This window comes from Sporosarcina sp. FSL W8-0480 (assembly GCF_037963765.1).
GTDB lineage: Bacteria > Bacillota > Bacilli > Bacillales_A > Planococcaceae > Sporosarcina.
Genome location: NZ_CP150166.1, coordinates 1375688 through 1392584, shown reverse-complemented (window position 1 = coordinate 1392584; position 16897 = coordinate 1375688). Strand labels below are relative to the sequence as shown.

At 40.0% G+C, this 16897-nt stretch carries 17 protein-coding genes and 2 pseudogenes; 9 read left to right on the top strand and 10 right to left on the bottom strand.

The window, feature by feature from the left end; all coding sequences use genetic code 11:
• Positions 1-380: 380 nt before the first annotated feature.
• Both NSQ43_RS07265 and NSQ43_RS07260 read left to right on the top strand, forming a co-directional pair.
• Positions 381-482, top strand: a pseudogene (locus NSQ43_RS07265) (YfmQ family protein); the annotation flags it as partial.
• A gap of 135 nt (positions 483-617) precedes the next feature.
• Positions 618-1945 (top strand): IS3 family transposase gene (locus NSQ43_RS07260; RefSeq protein WP_339254324.1). Its coding sequence is split into 2 segments (ribosomal slippage): positions 618-996 and positions 996-1945, totalling 1329 coding nucleotides; the frame shifts between segments, so codons are not numbered across the junction.
• Positions 1946-2069: 124 nt separating this feature from the next.
• On the opposite strand, the pseudogene NSQ43_RS07255 reads toward NSQ43_RS07260, so the two are convergent.
• From NSQ43_RS07255 to NSQ43_RS07240, 4 genes and pseudogenes are all read right to left on the bottom strand, one after another.
• Positions 2070-2599 (bottom strand): annotated as a pseudogene (locus NSQ43_RS07255) (DUF3267 domain-containing protein).
• Between the two features lie 231 nt (positions 2600-2830).
• A complete protein-coding gene (locus NSQ43_RS07250) occupies positions 2831-3055 on the bottom strand; it encodes a hypothetical protein (RefSeq protein ID WP_339254322.1) in 225 nt (74 codons plus the stop codon).
• Between the two features lie 21 nt (positions 3056-3076).
• The gene (locus NSQ43_RS07245; RefSeq protein WP_339254320.1) at positions 3077-3415 is read right to left on the bottom strand and encodes a hypothetical protein; all 339 of its coding nucleotides are present in this window, start codon (positions 3413-3415) and stop codon (positions 3077-3079) included.
• A gap of 336 nt (positions 3416-3751) precedes the next feature.
• Positions 3752-3877 carry a hypothetical protein gene (locus NSQ43_RS07240; RefSeq protein WP_339254319.1) on the bottom strand — a complete coding sequence of 42 codons (126 nt, stop codon included), beginning with the start codon at positions 3875-3877 and terminating at the stop codon, positions 3752-3754.
• A gap of 234 nt (positions 3878-4111) precedes the next feature.
• On the opposite strand from NSQ43_RS07240, the gene NSQ43_RS07235 reads away from it, so the two are divergent.
• Positions 4112-4393, top strand: coding sequence for a DUF2277 domain-containing protein (locus tag NSQ43_RS07235; RefSeq protein WP_339254316.1), 282 nt, complete (start codon positions 4112-4114; stop codon positions 4391-4393).
• Positions 4394-4800: 407 nt separating this feature from the next.
• Here the strand turns inward: NSQ43_RS07235 and NSQ43_RS07230 are convergent, their stop codons facing one another.
• The 5 genes from NSQ43_RS07230 to NSQ43_RS07210 form a co-directional block, all read right to left on the bottom strand.
• Positions 4801-4911, bottom strand: coding sequence for a putative holin-like toxin (locus NSQ43_RS07230; protein WP_339254314.1), 111 nt, complete (start codon positions 4909-4911; stop codon positions 4801-4803).
• A 177-nt stretch (positions 4912-5088) separates the two neighbouring features.
• Positions 5089-5217: a hypothetical protein gene (locus tag NSQ43_RS07225; protein WP_339254312.1), complete on the bottom strand. Its 129-nt coding sequence runs from the start codon at positions 5215-5217 to the stop codon at positions 5089-5091.
• A gap of 135 nt (positions 5218-5352) precedes the next feature.
• Positions 5353-5796, bottom strand: coding sequence for a hypothetical protein (locus NSQ43_RS07220; RefSeq protein ID WP_339254310.1), 444 nt, complete (start codon positions 5794-5796; stop codon positions 5353-5355).
• Positions 5759-7018 carry a DnaB-like helicase C-terminal domain-containing protein gene (locus tag NSQ43_RS07215; protein WP_339254308.1) on the bottom strand — a complete coding sequence of 420 codons (1260 nt, stop codon included), beginning with the start codon at positions 7016-7018 and terminating at the stop codon, positions 5759-5761. Before NSQ43_RS07215 ends, NSQ43_RS07220 begins: the two co-directional genes overlap by 38 nt.
• On the bottom strand, positions 7015-7518 hold the full coding sequence (locus tag NSQ43_RS07210; protein ID WP_339254307.1) for a hypothetical protein: 504 nt from the start codon (positions 7516-7518) through the stop codon (positions 7015-7017). Before NSQ43_RS07210 ends, NSQ43_RS07215 begins: the two co-directional genes overlap by 4 nt.
• A gap of 407 nt (positions 7519-7925) precedes the next feature.
• Here NSQ43_RS07210 and NSQ43_RS07205 point away from each other — a divergent pair, with 407 nt between their 5' ends.
• The 6 genes from NSQ43_RS07205 to istB all read left to right on the top strand — a co-directional run bounded on the left by NSQ43_RS07205 (position 7926) and on the right by istB (position 14482).
• Entirely contained in the window at positions 7926-9407 is a 1482-nt protein-coding gene (locus NSQ43_RS07205) for a spore germination protein (RefSeq protein ID WP_339254305.1), read from the top strand.
• A gap of 4 nt (positions 9408-9411) precedes the next feature.
• Positions 9412-10554, top strand: a complete 1143-nt coding sequence (locus tag NSQ43_RS07200; protein ID WP_339254303.1) for a GerAB/ArcD/ProY family transporter — start codon at positions 9412-9414, stop codon at positions 10552-10554.
• A complete protein-coding gene (locus NSQ43_RS07195) occupies positions 10529-11626 on the top strand; it encodes a Ger(x)C family spore germination protein (RefSeq protein ID WP_339254301.1) in 1098 nt (365 codons plus the stop codon). The genes NSQ43_RS07200 and NSQ43_RS07195 overlap by 26 nt, the downstream gene beginning before the upstream one ends.
• Positions 11627-11854: 228 nt before the next feature.
• Entirely contained in the window at positions 11855-12031 is a 177-nt protein-coding gene (locus NSQ43_RS07190; RefSeq protein ID WP_339254299.1) for a hypothetical protein, read from the top strand.
• Positions 12032-12149: 118 nt separating this feature from the next.
• Positions 12150-13679: an IS21 family transposase gene (istA, locus tag NSQ43_RS07185; protein WP_339251754.1), complete on the top strand. Its 1530-nt coding sequence runs from the start codon at positions 12150-12152 to the stop codon at positions 13677-13679.
• A complete protein-coding gene (gene istB, locus NSQ43_RS07180; protein WP_339251752.1) occupies positions 13679-14482 on the top strand; it encodes an IS21-like element helper ATPase IstB in 804 nt (267 codons plus the stop codon). The genes istA and istB overlap by 1 nt, the downstream gene beginning before the upstream one ends.
• A gap of 1118 nt (positions 14483-15600) precedes the next feature.
• Here the strand turns inward: istB and NSQ43_RS07175 are convergent.
• Positions 15601-16734, bottom strand: coding sequence for a plasmid pRiA4b ORF-3 family protein (locus NSQ43_RS07175; protein ID WP_339254298.1), 1134 nt, complete (start codon positions 16732-16734; stop codon positions 15601-15603).
• Positions 16735-16897 lie beyond the last annotated feature (163 nt).

Sequence of the window (16897 nt, the reverse complement as noted above, 5' to 3'; positions counted from 1 at the left end):
TTACGCAATACTATTAATATCTTATGTTTTAAAATAATCCCCCGTATCAAGAATACTCTGTCTACAAACTTAGTATTCCAATCTGATGGTCTCTTATACATCGATAATTTAATATTCTTTTAGTGATAATGCTGCTATAGTTTTTCTATATATACCTTCCAATTTTTCAAAGGGGTCGGAACGATATCGTAGGACGCAATAAAGCGTTTGGATTCCAGGCGATTCACTATGCTGCAAGCTAAGAAACGATTGAACATGTGAAAAATTTGGTCAATAGATTTACGCTACCTACATTGAAAAGTATAAGATTGAATTTGAAAGCGATCCCCTGACAAACGCGGAGATAGGCACTTGAAAGGTTTTGAAATTTTTACCTTTACGCTGATCATGTTGATGTCGTCAGGCAGTGGAAGAAAAAAGTTGCATCTTTTACCCTTAATTCCGAGCCTCTCCAAAACTTCAGTATTTCTGAAAAGGCCTAAAAAAGAAGCATGATTCCTCATTTTGAACTGAACCCCAAATGGTAGACACTATTAAAAAAGTGACCCCATTTGGGGTTTTTTCTGTCTAAAAGCCTAGGTATACTAAAAATAACTATCCTGACAGGAGTGTTTTCAATGAGTAAAATAATTTTCAATGAACACCAACGTAGACTATTAGAAGCTAATCCAAATGTGAATTCAGTTTCGGATCGTTCTATTCAATATAAGCCTGAGTTTAAAATAGTAGCTGTCAAAGAGAATCTGAGCGGTAAAGGTCCTTCTCAAATTTTTACTGAACATGGATTTGACTTAGAAATGATTGGTACTGGAAAAGCTAAGCAGTCACTCAGACGATGGAGAACGTCCTATCAGCTTCACGGTGAAGAGGGATTTTTTGAGGAGCGTCGTGGAAAAGGAAGTACCGGACGTCCATCGACTGGAGGATTATCTTCTGAGAAAAAACTTGAAAAAGCTGAAGCACGAATTAAATATCTTGAAGCTGAGGTCGAGTTGTTAAAAAAGCTAGAGGAACTAGAGAGGCAGGCGAAGAAGTAATACTGACATCAGGCGAGAAATATCAGGTGATTAATGAAGTGATCCGTAAGTTTCAATTAAAGAGGTTCACAGCTCACCTGTGCAGAGTGGCAAAAGTACATCGAAGTGGTTATTATGCATGGTTAGAAAAATCGGAGAGTCATGCCATCCGCGAGGAAAACGACTATCAAGATTACCTGTTACTTAAATGTGTTTATGATGCATTCAAGGGGAAAATCGGCTATCGAGGCTTCTATATGGCGTTAGAGGAATTACTGGAGACCCCTATGAATCATAAGAAGATCCTTCGTTTAATGCGTAAATTTAATCTCTTTTCCAAAATACGAAGAAAAAATCCTTATAGAAATATGGCTCAGGCTACACAAGAACACCGTACGGTGCCAAACCTCTTGAATCGACAATTCACTCAAGATGAACCGGGCAAAGTTTTCGTCACAGACATTACTTATCTCCAATTGAAAACTGGACAGACTGCTTATCTTTCCTGTGTAAAGGATGTAGCTAGCCGTGAAATAATCGCTTATGAACTTTCGGTAAGCTTAAATATGGGAATTGTATATCGAACCTTGCGGAAGCTTAAGGAAGCATTAGATGGAAATGTCCATCCAGAGGCGATGATTCATTCTGATCAGGGTTTTCATTATACGCCCCCAGAATACCAAGCACGTGTTAAAGCAATGCAACTCACACAATCTATGTCCCGAAGGGGGAATTGTTTGGACAACGCACCTATAGAATCATTTTTTGGTCATTTTAAGGACGATGTAGACTACAAGGAAGCATCCAGTCTGTTAGAGTTAAAAATAATGATAGATGAATATATGGGACACTACAACTGCACGCGCAAACAATGGGATTTAAAAAAGATGACTCCGGAACAATACCGAAGTCACCTCTTAGCTGCATAGACTAAAACGTCGTTTTTTTAAACTGTCCATTAAATGGGGCTCAGTTCATTTCAAAGGATTCATGCTTCTTTATTAGTGTCATTGGATCTAGCTCTTTCATAAAATAGATTTCACTTTTGGATTATCACTCCACTTTGTAGTAGCCTATACAAAACATAGAGTTATTTGGTTTTATTACTATCAATACTGAATTCACAATGTCGGATGCTGAAATAATTAGATTGAACCAACTGATACATAAAAGGAGTGCTTTGATTTCATCAGCGACAAAAAACGAAGCTATCGCTGGCAGTACTGTTAATGCGATAAAAGGCAAGCTCATGAAAATCCAGAATCTTTTTTTCGTTAGAATTGCACTTGTATTGAGCCAAAAATAGATTCCTTTGAACGTTAAGCTTATATCGCCTTTACTATGTACGACCAGAATATGAAGAACTTCATGAATGACAAAACCACTACAATAATTAAAAGTAATGGAAAGTTAATCATAGTGAAGCTTCCCACGAAGAGCCAATACGGAACTAAAAAGAAAGCAGCCATTAACAGGTACACAAACTTCATAAAATGCTTTCGAAACCATGCATTTTCAATGAATGGTCTCCATTCATTCAAATTCAGACTTGGCTGTGGCAACTGCCGAAACCACAATTTCATCATCGTTCTTGCCTTCCCTATGAACTAATTTTAGCCTAAAAGCTATTTATTCTTTTCCACTCTTCTTTAGTAAAGTTGTAATGAAGATGCATTTGCCCTTCAATTTCTGTCTCTCCATACAAACGAAAGTCGCAATTTTGACTAACTTTACTTGAGCTTCCATTGCTCTTCCTCTTCACTACAAGATGATGATTGCTTACCTAAACTTTATCCAAACACGAAGCGGACCAATTAACACCAACCGGAAGCATGTGCAGCCGAGAGGGATTCGCCCTGTTCATACCCAACAAGTGGGACGCCGGGAAATTCTTTGGATACCGCTTGAGGAATCGAACGCCACAGGTCGGTGATGTCCATGTTGCTTGAAAAGACATTGGATATCCCGATGACGTTAGCTGCTTTATTTACGATAAAAGCCGCGAATCCAGCCGGACAATCTATGAAGAAAAATCTCACTCCGTCTATATCTAATAGTCCTCAAGGTAATTCCAACCCCGTTAGGTTCGTCCAACGTTCAAATTCCTTCTTAGTACTTACGATATATAGCATTTGATATCCATAAGACGACAAATCAAGTGCTGCAAAGCTATCTTTGACGCTGCTGATATAATTTAGCTTCAAAAATTCAAGAATATCCGTGTCTTTGGTCGTTCTATTCATAATAATCAATTCTGGATAGTATGTAGGTGCTTCCGTTATAAGGGCCCAAACCTTTCCTGTTGTGTATGAGCGCTTTCTATATGCTTCACAAATCAATTTGCACCAGGCGATATTATTTTCCACAGCTTGAACGACATTGATTTCGCAGTCACGCATATATTCACAGCCTTCATTTGAAGTAATGACTCTCTAACATCCTATTCTATTATTTATTGAACATTCGAACACTGTCAATTAATACTTAATTAATTCCAACTCTTCCAGTCTTTCTGTACGTCACCTTATAAACACGGACCCTTCTATTGTGAACTTGGAGAAGTCTTTGTTGAACTCGACGTCCTTGATGGACAACTGGATTTTCCGTCCCATTCAGGAATGATGTATTGAGACAGTAATGGAGGTAATTAATATTGCACATTCAAGCAGTGTTTTTAGATAGGGCTGTTCCCCGGTGTTGCAGATTCGATACAGGAACTGAAAAAAGAAGGGATTTTAATTGACGGAACTATCGTCGTTTTTCTTGACGTCTTTGATGCCGTCTTCTTTTGCTTGGGCGATGACGGAGTCGATGTCTTCTCCTTCTAAGAGGGTGGCCGGGACTGTCACTTCAACGTACAATAGTGAAGGGTACCAGGTTCTAACACTATTGGAAATCCAATGAAAACCTAATACTCGAAATGAGGTCCCCTGCATCGGTTCAATCCGAAATTGTTTGGTTGCCTGGTACCACTTTGTAAAATATAGGTCCTAATGTGCAGGGCAATGATAATTTTCCTTCTAATAGGATATGAAACCATACATTTAAGTCGAATATGATACAATCGAAAAAAACAAACAAATGAGGCGAACAATATGTGCCGTAACATTAAAACACTGTTTAATTTTCACCCTCCAGCTACGACGGACGAAATTTATGCAGCGTCGCTCCAATATGTTCGGAAGGTTTCCGGTTTTAGTAAGCCATCCAAGGCGAACGAAGACGCTATTAATCGTGCTGTTGAGGAAGTGGCTATTGCTACACAGAATTTACTTAACACACTAATAACGAATGCCGAACCCCGTAATCGAGAAGTAGAGGCTGAACGGGCTAAAGCCCGTAATGCAAAAAGATTCGGATTGGAAAATAGGGATTAATCACAGGTGCAATACACAATGACAATTCTATAAAAGATATATATGCATGAAGTAAGCCACTATTTGTTTATGTAGTTGGATGGTACCAGGTCCAGAAACAATTCAAAATTCTGTGAGGTCCTGATACTAAAATAATTAGTAAAAACCTGGAAATGAAATAAATGGGGGAAGTTTTGATGAAGTTTTCTTATGTGCTCTTCATTCGTCTATCCTTCGTCCATACTACGCTCATTATTCGTGTATGTTGCGTATAATTGTGGTAAACTTGATGTAAGATAAAAAAAGACTGGACGCAGTAACGTCCAGTCGGTGCAACGGACATACCGCATGAAGAGCGGTTGGCCGGTATAAGGGTTATTTTTACAAATGGTAACTACCCTGCTTACTTGGACGTTAGCGGAGGGTGGTTACTTTTTTCTATTGGTGGATAGAGCAATTATCGCTACGAAGGTTGTTGCTATCGCTGCGAGAAGTATTCCAAATTGGAACATCATATTCATTGCCTCGTATGTCACCATATTTACACCCCCTTTCCAGGGAGTGCCAACCGTCCGTCCGCTATATGCCGTTGCTACTATTAGTCTATCATATCAATTAGTAACTTTCGATTGAATATGATGTGGTCTCAAATTAACCAATTAGATTTTACTAAAAAGAAAAAGAGTTAGAAGCATCAAGCCCCCGACCCCAAATTATCACTCCATATCCTCAAATGCCTCAGGATAATTTACCGTACCAAAAACCTCCCCAGTACTATAATCCACCGTATCCATTGTCACATCTAACTTCTCTGCATTTAGTGAAGGTGCCTGTGCAAGAAACATTCATGTTAATTCAACCAATTTGTATAAATACACATTACATATGTATACCCATGCGTTTTCCACTGAATAAACATGCAATTGTAGTGAATTTATTGAATAGTGCGTTGCACAGGTACCTTAATTATTTCACCTTACCTACATCCCCAAAACCTCCCCCGCATAATAAGGAAACTTCACCGCCTCCCGCTTCATCTCGCGGAACGTTATGGAACGGCCAGTCTCTTCATAGAAAAGCGGATAGTCCATCTCGTGGCTGATGTCAATGATGCGCTGTGCAAGCTGACCGTAGATTTTATGATGCTTGGCCCTCACGGCGTCCTCGGTTTCCGCTAAGTAAAGCGCGTGCCTTTTTTGTCCCATTGGAATCGTGAAGAGCTTGATCGTGCACATTTGCAGCACGTTTTCATCGCGCATTTTGACGATTTCCTCGTAATCCAACTCTTTCGGAATTCGGCTTGCGGGTTCATGAAGGTGCACGATTCCTTTTTGTACGGCGTAATAGACTGCGTGTGCAAGTAGGGGTTCATCATAGTAAATCGCGTCATAGAGCAGTTCTTTCACGGTTTGTTCCAAATCCAACTACCTCCCCTGTAGTTTTGTTGTAGGCAGCGACGACTGTTCCTACGGGACCGTTCCTGTTTTTCGAGATGATCAGTTCCATAGTTCTGTCGGTGTCGTCTTGATTGTAGTACGCGTTGCGGTAAAGGAAGATGATGATGTCGGCGTCTTCCTCGATTGAGCCGGACTCCCTCAGGTCGGACATGAGCGGCCGCTTGTCCATTCGTTGCTCGACGGCGCGGCTTAGTTGCGCAAGTGTGATGACAGGACAATTGAACTCACGCGCCATTGCTTTTAAGTCCTTCGTAATTTGCCAGATTCGCAGATGCATGTTGCTGCTTGTGTCCTCGGAGTGAATGAGCGTCAAGTAGTCGATGAAGATGACCGGTTTCCTGTCAGGGTTTTCATGGATCATCTTCCGTACTTTCATCCGCATTTCCGCGACGGTCTGTTTGCTGCGGTCGAAAAATTGGATATTCGTTTTCGACAACATGCCGATTGTTTTCGGCCAAGTGGATTTCTGGGTTTCATTCAAATACAAATACGGGTTTCGCATGCGTGTTCTTGAGAAACTGCCCGTCGATGAAAGCAGACGGTCCCGCAGGCTTGAAGCGGACATTTCAAGCGAGAAAATGATCGGCAGGCGATTTTTCCAGCCGGCATGCTTTGATAGATGGAGCATGATGTCCGACTTCCCCATGCTTGGTCGTGCGGCGATGATTGTCAATTCCCCATCCTGGAATCCATTTGTCATGTCATCCAACTGTCTAATTCCCGTCGTTGAGCCTTCCGCGATTTCCTGCTCGATGAACGGGGCTTCATAGACATCGACCAACAGATCTGATATGGATGAGTGGTCGCTTGCCCGATTGTCGATAAGCGCCTCAAGGTTGGTCATGATGCGGTCGATTTGCCAGTTCTCCTGTGCTGCAAGATGTAGGACATTCTGCTTTTCTCTTTCCCGCCATACGTCAAGCATCGCTCCGACATGGTCGTCGAACTTATCGATTTGCGCATAGTTCGTCAAGTTGTGTATATAGTTCGCCCCACCAAGGTCCTGCGGGTTATTCATCGTCAGCAACGTGATGAAGTCGACAGCTTTCCCTTTCGAGTACAGCTCCTTCATCGACTGGAAGATCATTTTATGGACCGCATCTGTAAATTGCGATACGGCTAAATTAGAGTCGGTTATCAAATAATTTTCTTTCAGCATTGAACCTAAGACAGCTTTTTCTGCAATCACCACGCTTCCCCCTTTGTCAAATCCAGTACGAATTCCGTCACTTTCGGTTTCCGCAGGAAATCATTTATTCTTATTCTTCTTTCTTTCTTACTTTCTTTAATAGGTGTTAGCTCCCTGTTAGTACTCTGTTGGCTGTCTGTTAGGCCATCTGTTGGCAGTTCCTCGTTTTGCTGGTAAACGTCCCAGTTTGTAAGGGTTATGAGCCGGTTTTTGTTTGTTGATTCATCTGTTAGAAATCCGTATTTTTCAAATCGCTTCAATGCTGTTCGAACGTTCTGTACGGTTATGTATTTGCCGCTTTCTTCTGCAAGTTTAGGTAGGGATGTCAAGACTTGTCCCGGCTGCAACTCATATTTCTGCCCCTTCCACTCCCATTCACTTGCTTCATAGTTCACCATCATGAGCAATGTCACAAGTATTACTTGCTGTTCAGGAGTCGATGTCTTCCAAATCGCCTTGTCTCTCAGTTCCCGATGTAATTTCAACCATCCCTTATTCATGTCCATTCCTCCCATTCGTGATCGGATACGTCCGTTCATATACTATATAGAGATGAACAGGGGAAAAGGATACTCGATTGGAAAAATAATTTCTTTTAGGTGCCGGGACTATGTTTAAGTACCTGTGCAAGAAACATTCATGATAATTCAACCAATTTGCATAAATATACATTTAACACACGTACTTAAAGGCTTCATAATGAATATATATAAAATTGTAGTGAATTTATTGAATAGTTTGACGCACAGGTACCTTAATATTATCCCTCCTGTTAAGAAGGTAAGGGTGTGCCTCTGCATCTTATTGATTTAGTTTCGTATATTTTAAGCTTAAAAAGCTAATAATGGAATTAACATGGAATTTTACCGCTCTTCCAAAAATGCCCTTTTACATATAGAAGTGAGGAATGTACATGTTTTGGAAAAAACAATCAGATGAAAATAAGCCTGTTTCTCAATCAAACACAGAACCAGAAATATCAATAGAGACTCTAAAAAAAGCCCTCGTTCAAATGGATGATGCGGAGTTTGTGGAAATCAACATCTCTGAAAATCAAAATGTTAATCTTATTTACGTAAGAACTCTGATTGACCAAGAAAGATTAAATGAAAGCATTCTAAAACCTTTATCTAACTGTTCCAAACAATCCATTCAGGAATGCATTGTTCACTCAACAATGAACTCCATTTCCACTTTTAATGAGGCAAAAGAGCAGCTGTTCAAAGGATCTGTCTTATTATTTGACTCTTCGTCAAGCCTTTGGTTCGCTATCCCTTTAGAAAATCCACTTGGACGTGCAATTGAAACATCCGATACTGAAACTATCCTTTTAGGAGCAAAAGACAGCTTTAGTGAACAGTTAGAACAAAATATTACGCTCATTCGTAGACGTCTTCCAACACATGATCTGAAAACAGAGAAGTTCACCGTTGGCTCTTTAGGTGAGACAAATGTTGTCTTATTGTACATAGAAGGGCTGACCAATCCAGAATTTGTTTCAACCGCCAAAAAGAAAATTTCGGAAATTAATTATGATCTCTTCGTTGATTCTTCTCAAATAGCGGCATTCATGGAGGAACATAAAAACAGTATTTTTCCTCAGTTTCAGCAAACTGACCGACCTGATGATGTTGCTAATTCTCTCGGATTAGGAAAAATTACGATTCTGGTAGACAATACACCTTTTGCTCTCGTTGCCCCAATTACTATTTTTCATTTGTTCCAATCACCAGAGGATTATATTAATCGATGGGTAGTTGCCAGTTTTTTGCGCATCATCCGATATGTAAGTTTTATTCTGTCTATCACATTGACCCCATTCTACGTGGCATTAACAACTCATCACTATCAAATGATTCCTCTACAAACACTTTTCGTCTTGGTGGATTCAAGGAGCAAGCTTCCGTTCACTCCTTTTTGGGAAGCATTTATCATGTTGATTTTTATTGAAATTATAAAAGAAGCAAGTTTAAGGATGCCAACAAAGACTGGTCAAACGCTTGGGGTTATTGGGGGCATCGTAATTGGTCAAGCAGCAGTTGAGGCTGGTATGGCAAGTCAGGTGTTAATTGTCATGGTAGGGATTTCAACTATCGGATCCTTTCTTATTCCTAATTACCTTGTGACAAAGGCGAATTCATTGATTCAATTCATTCTTCTTGTATTTTCTTCGTTTCTTGGGATAGTAGGGATTGTTCTGGCAATGATTATCGTTTTAGCCCACCTTAATGGCTTGTCTTCACTCAAGCAGCCATATTTATCCCCTGTTGCCCCTTTCTACGGAAAAGATTGGCTTGACCTATTCATTCGAGGGCCTTTAACCAAAATGAAGGAGCGTCCAGAACATATTAAACCGTTGAAGATGAAGAGATATCAAACTAGGAGATGAACTGATGGAAGCCCTTCAATTATTTAATAAGAATGAAACCTATAATGGGTTCTATGTCATGTTGATGGTAAATCACCTCCAAATGCTTTACTTTTTTTTGATTATGCCAAGGTTTTTGATCCATCCATATATGATTTGGGTGATTATAGCGGTCGGCATATTGTCTCAACTAAACATTCTTCTTTTATCCAAATGGTTTTTAACCCGGTTTTCTACCGAAGGATACAACGGGTTTGTCCAATTATTCGGAAAAAAACTTGTACGTCTCCTCTCATTCATCGGGTTGTTCTTTATCCTGCTTAAAATTCTCGTGATTATGTTAGGATTCTCGGAAATGCTTCAAGTATTTATGTTTCCAGCTACAGATTCAAATTGGCTTATCTTTTTTATTCTGTTGTCTTGTTTGTATGTAGCATGGAAGGGCGTTGAAAAAACTATACGGTTTGTCGTGATTTCTTTTTTGTTTACATTTTGGATGATCTTATTCTTTGCTTTTTTCTTCTTTCCTCCAATAGCTCAACTCAGTGATTTGTATCCGATTATTCCAATGGAATTAAGTTTGGATTCCTGGAAAGGAATATTATTAATTTTTTCTTCATTTTCAGGGCCTGAATTTCTGGTATTTTTGGGACCGTGGTTTAAAACAAATAATAATACATTTCGCTATTTGTCTTATGGCAATGCTCTAACCGTTATAGAGTATGTATTCTTATATACGGCGTCCTTATTCTATTTCGGTTCCAATTATTTAAGCAAAAGTCAATTTCCAATTGTCACTATGACCCGTTATTTTCAAAATCCAGTAATTGAACGTATTGATATGGTCATGCTTTCTTTGGAATTATTTAACATTGTCTTTGGGGTTTCAATTTTTCTACTGTTGTTTTATGGAGCATCTAAAATAGCTACTGGGAAAATGGAGAGACCATCCAGTCGAGTAGGCTTTTTATTCAGTGTATTCATTATTTTAATCGGAATGGTTCTTGTGAATGAATGGATTTGGAAGTCAGATGAAAAGCAGGTTATTTTACTTAACCTTCAAATTTTAGCAGGAAGCTTAAGTTACTTAGTGGTTCCAATTACTATTATCGTAGTGATGAAGATAAAGGGGGTTAATAAACATGAGACTGCGCAAAAAGATGGCTAAAAAAATGTCAATCATACTTATGGCATTATGGTTAACTGGATGTGCCCCTTTTACTGAAAATAATATTATTGAAGAGCTTACTCCAGTCACATTTTTATCACTGAGTAAAGGGGATGAAGGTAAAATAAAAATCAGTACGATTTTGCCTTCTCTAAGCAAAGAAAAAAAGAGTGTAATGACGGAAGAAGTAAGCTTAATAATGGAGGGATTAAGGAATTTTAATACAAACTTCTACCAGGAAACAAAAACTGGGCAAATGCGAATGCTGATAATTAATGAAGACCTCGCTAAAAACGAGGGGATTATGTCCATTATTAATGTGTTATTGACTGATCCGGATATTTCTTTGAGAATCTATTTAGTTATCGTAAAAGGAAATTTTGAAGAATATTTGGAAAATAAATTGGACGAACAAGACAACCTTGATTACTCTTTTTACCGAATGCTGAAGCACTATGAGGAAGAAAATCAGGGAGAATTTAGCGTCGTTAATCTACATGAATTTAAAAATTTGTTATATACTCCTTATTCAGATCCTTTCTTACCTGTATTCAAAATAGAAAATGACGCTATCAGCTATGAAGGTACAGCCCTGTTTCAAAAGGATATATTAGTTGAAATAATAACAACTTTTGATGATCGTATCTTCCAGCTGTTACACAACAATCACTACTTAGCAGTTTTACCGATCCCAGAATTAAAAGTTGTTCTAGGTCATGTTAGGGCTAAAACGAAAGTGGATATCAATAAAAGCTTGTCTACAATAACCTATACAGTGAAGATAGACTCAAGAATTGAAGAATACCGGGGAGAAAAGCGATTATTTGACCCAAAGGATTTAGAAGATTTGAAAAAAGATATCCAATCCTATTTTGAAAAACAAACACATGAACTAGTAAAAAAGATGCAAGAATTGAATGTGGATCCATTACAGTTAGGCATTCATACATTAAAACCATTCTCAAAACCAATGGATGAAAAAAAATGGATTGAACTTTTCGAGAAGATGGACATTAAGATTGATTATCAGATTAATATTAAGCCTTTGACGGATTCAAACGCAAAAAGTTAGGTACCTGTGCAAGAAACATTCATGATAATTCAACCAATTTGCATAAATATACATTCAACACACGTTCTTACAGGCTTTAAACTGAATATATATACAATTGTAGTGAATTTATTGAATAGTTTGACGCACAGGTACCTTAATACATAAAATGTACGATTGTCTAACAGAAATGTACAAGCCACCTCATTTCCCTTTCATAAAATATATTGAAGGAAGGAGGTGAGAATTATGGGATTAAGCTGTGATTGTAGAGCAACAGCTGAAATTGCTAACGGCGCCATCGCAATTGGTCCTATTAATGTGAGCTATTCACTCGACATTGAAATTTGCCCTAACTGTGGTCCAACTGGTAGCTCTGTAAATGCTTCTTTTGTAATTTCAGCACCATTGTATTTGATAATCTAGTATTGAGCCACTAATCTACGTTTCGATCACATATAAAATGAGCCACCCGATTTCCAATTCTACTAACCTTCCTTATGATAGAGAGTGCTCAAGCTTTCTACATAGGGAGGAAAAAAGGATGATCGACATGGCTCAATATCATCGTATCAAATTTTTAAAAGAGGTTGAAGGACTATCCGAAAGACAAATCGCAAAGAAGCTGGAAATATCAAGAAACACGGTCAGTAAGTACCTAAAAGAAGGGGCGAAGCCTCCGACAACGATTCAACGACAGACGGTTCACGGAAAGAAAGAATACTCGGATGAAACCAAGCGAATTCTTCCTATCATTGATCAATGGCTTGAAGATGATCTTAAGACCTGGTCAAAACAGAAACATACTGCCGCGAATATCTTCCGTAGATTAGAAGAGGAATATGACTTTAAGGGATCAGAATCCAATATTAGAAAGATTGTCGCAAAGCGCAAGAAAAAACTCCAAGAAGCCTTTATTCCACTTGAGTTTCAAATCGGCCACCAATTCCAATTCGACTGGGGAGAGGCGGACATTATACTACAGGGTCGAACGCAACGCATATACCTCTTCTGCATACAGCTTTCGGCAAGTCGTCTGCGATTTGTCAGGGCGTATCTACACGGTAAACAAGAGGCTTTTTTGGATGGTTTTGTTCATGCATTTGAATTTTTTGGAGGCGTCCCAACGGAAGGATTATTCGATAATCTGAAAACAGCTGTCGTGAAGATACTTAAGGGCAGGGAACGATTGGAACAGGAAGCTTTCTTGGCCCTACAGGCTCATTATCTTTTCAAAGCCGAGTTCGCCAATGTTCGGAAGGGTAATGAAAAAGGGCGTGTGGAAGGGACGGTTGGATATGTCAGAAGGAATGCCCTTGTTCCCTATCCACAAGTCCAATCCATGGAGGAATTGAATGAATACCTTTTGAAATGGTGTCTGCGCGACGCGGAAAAACGAATGGTGCCGCATTCAAAAGAAACGGTCAAAGAAGTGTGGGAAAAGGAAAAGTCCAAATTGCACCCCCTACCGGTAGACCGTTTTGAAGCATGCAGGCTTCTATCCTGCCAGGTCGATAAGACATCGCTAATTACAGTGGACACAAATCAATATTCTGTACCAACTCATTTTGTAGGACAGGCCGTATGGGCAAAAATTTTTGTCGATCGTGTGATAGTCGTGGCTCAAAATCAAGTGATCGCTGAACATATTCGTTCTAATGATCGTTATGATAGGATCACCATTTTGGATCACTACTTAGATATCTTATTGAAAAAGCCACGTGCCATTAGGGATGCCCATGCATTCCAATCAGATGCAATCCCCGAGGTGTTCCGAAATTTTCATCGTAAGATGAGGGAACAGGAGGGAGCAGAAGGAGATCGAAAGTTTATCAGACTACTTCTGCTCCATCGGGAAATCGGAATGGAAGGGTTGACGAAAGCCTTACAGGAAGCGGAACAGACGCAGGTATACAGATATGAGGTAGTCCACGAAATCATCCAAAGGAACACCAATGGTGTTGTCGAGTTTGACCAACTACCCCAGAAAAAGACACCCACAAATCTATTGGAGTATAAAGTCCAAAAGACCAATGTGGAGAAATACGAACAATTACTGGGAGGTCGCTCATAATGACAACTGAATTACTTTTAGACCATATGACAAAACAACTTCGTATGCCGTCAGTCGCCAGACAATATCGGTCACTTGCACGGGAAGCTGAAGAAAGAAATTTGAGCTACGAGGAGTATCTACTTGCATTATTGGAGGTAGAGGTGGCGACCAGAGAGGAAAATCAGCGACAACGACGCCTAAAACAGGCAAAGTTCCCTGTCCATAAGACATTGGATATGTATGATTTCAGCCTGATGCCAAGTCTTAATCGAAATCGGTTCCTGACATTGGCCAAAGGAGATTTCATCGAAAAGAAGGAGAATATAATTTTTCTTGGTAACAGTGGGACTGGGAAGTCTCATTTGTCAACTGGGCTGGGGATTGAACTTATTCAGAATGGTTTCAATGTCAAATTCATTACGGCAGCTGAACTGGTGGAAGAGCTTTTGATGGCTAACGAAGAACACAAACGAGGTGCTTTTGAGAAGAAGTGGCTCAAATATGATGTGATCATTGTGGATGAGTTAGGCTATGTCCCCTTTTCAAGAACCGGTGCGGAATTACTATTCCAGTTTTTCTCGGGACGTTATGAACGCGCGAGCGTCATCATTACCACCAATCTGGAATTCTCAGAATGGACTACCATCTTTGGAGATGAAAAAATGACAGCTGCGTTGCTTGATCGTTTAACACATCGATCTCACATCCACCTGTTAAATGGCGAATCTTATCGATTCAGACAAAGCCTCCGACAAGCAAATCAGGGGGTTGAAGGCGCGCGCGATGTTTATGATTCTGGCCCCTCGGGGCCAGAATCATAAACATCCATAATTCCCCAATACTGGGGAATCAAAAGAATAAAGTGGCTCACTTTTGATGTGATCGCTCTGGCTCAATTTCATGTTGACAAAAACAACCATTACTGCCTAATGTGAATGTTAGTTTCACTGCAGTTGCATCAGGCATCGGGCTTCCAGTCTGTGATAACGGCGTGCTAACTGTCAGCGTCGATGGCACCTTAGTAGTAGGCGGAGTATCTACTGATGTGACAGTTTCTTTAGAAATAGATTCGGTCAACCAAAGGGTTTGTATTACTGGACTTAACCTTCCAGGAATCACTCTTCCGTGTTTAGCAGCTGCTGTAGTGGTTGAAAGTTGCTAATCATTCCTTAAGGTTTACGGATCTAATAAATAGATATACACATCATTAATCATTATCTATCACTTTCGAGTTGCCTCTTAATCCCTTTCTTACTAAAGACAGGACATTAAGAGGCTACCTTTCTTTATATTTGTGGTGCACATGTACATAATAAATTGAAGGATTTTCCTTCCTTTAAAGAGAAGATGTAATGACACATGAATGGAGGTAATATCATCTTGCACATTCAAGCAGTATTTTTAGATAGGGATTGAATTGGTTATAGCGCTTTATCAAAAAAATACTCCGCTATCTTTTATTGCAGAAGTCACTAAGCTTTCCGTTCAAGAAGTCCATTCAATTATTGAGAAAGAGAAATAACCATCCTAAATTGAAGCAACGAACCTGTCAGCAAGTTAACTCAGGGTCGTTGCTTTTACATTCTCACCCTACCTCCCCACCCCTCTGCATAATACGGAAACTTCACCGCTTCCCTCTTCAATATATCGATTAGTGTGCTGTGCTTAAATGCGGTACTTAATCCAGGCATCTAAATCCAATTTCAACAATCCCGAAACCTTTTAAGGTTGAAACCCGTAGAAGTAGTATCTTCGCCTTCAGTGATGTGAAGAGTGAAGAGTGGAGAGTTATTAGCGTTTATAAATCTTTACATTCGTTTATGAGTGCGTTTTTGAAATTATGCGCGAATTACTGAATTTATGCGGTTTTGGATAGGATTTTAAGATGTTGTTTTGAGGTACCTGCTGCACAAGTACCTCAAAAACTACCTTCCCCACCTCACATCCCCCTCAACCGATGATTTACCAGCCCCTTATTAAATCTTTGGTATAACTGCCCTGCCGCCCATTGCTTCATGGAATCGTGCTCCGGATGAGTAGGATCACTCATAATGGCCAAAAACTCACGGAATCCGGGTTCTCCTCCGCAATCTTCAGGGGGTGCATCGCCTTCGCCTTCCAAGCAGACCGGTGATACGATGGACTCATCGTTCACGATTTCCTCCATGATGATTTCATGCTGCCAATTGTCGCCGAAGTCGTAGACATATTTCATCAGTGTATTTTTAGGAACAACGTCAGATAATAATAGGTTTTTCTCAAGTATCTGTTCCACTTCTGATGTATCTCTAATCAGTTCCTCGTCCATCACGATATTCAAGACCGGCTTGAAATCGCCTTTGACATGATATGGTGAAAAGTAGTGATACGGCTCCGTCGTTTCGGTTTGATCAAACACGTAAAACTCGTGGAGATGGCTGTTTGTCCATCCGAAAAGTATTTGCAACATGTTATGGAACTCGTTAAATGGCATATTGAGTGGAACACGCACACGCCGCCAGATGGAAAGTCCTTCGAACGGCATAGAAATTTTCATGACGGCGGCTTCCGCGGTGAAAATAGGACCCTCCGCCATTGCAGTCAAATCTTTACGCAGTTCCTCATATGGGCGAATCATCTCCTTCTTCCCACCGCCCGTCAACCACCGGCCCGCCCGCTTCGCCACTTCTGTATTAACCAGCACATCAGGATCCAGATTACGTGAGTCGAAACATACGTTGTCACACGCCTTGTTCAATTGGGCAACGAATGACCGATTCTTCGTTTTATGGAATGTAACAGGGCCGGCCTCCTCAAGATAGCGGTCAATTACCTCTTCTTGGATTCGCTCCGCGCGGAAAGTCTTGCGGATTGCTTCATGTATGATCATATCCAAATTCTTGAATTCCTTCGCCTTCAAACCATGTAACACGACCACATACCGATTGCTATTATTCATGAGCACAAGTGTCTTCCTTCGGTCAATCGTCAGTAAATTGGCATGCCATGCGTAGAGTTCGTTGTCCCCTTCTCCTTCCACCGTCACTTCAAATGGAATTGCATCCAATAGCTTTTTCGTACCATGTATCTTCAAGTGTAATTAACCCCTTCCTTACTCACTACGTCTTTCTTCTATTGTAAAGGAATATAAAGCTGGGTACCAGGTTCCGAAACAATTCGAAATTCAATGAGAAGCTGGTACCCAACTTGAAGGATTTTCACCTTTCTTGGCGAATGGACTCAGTGGGGGTGTGATA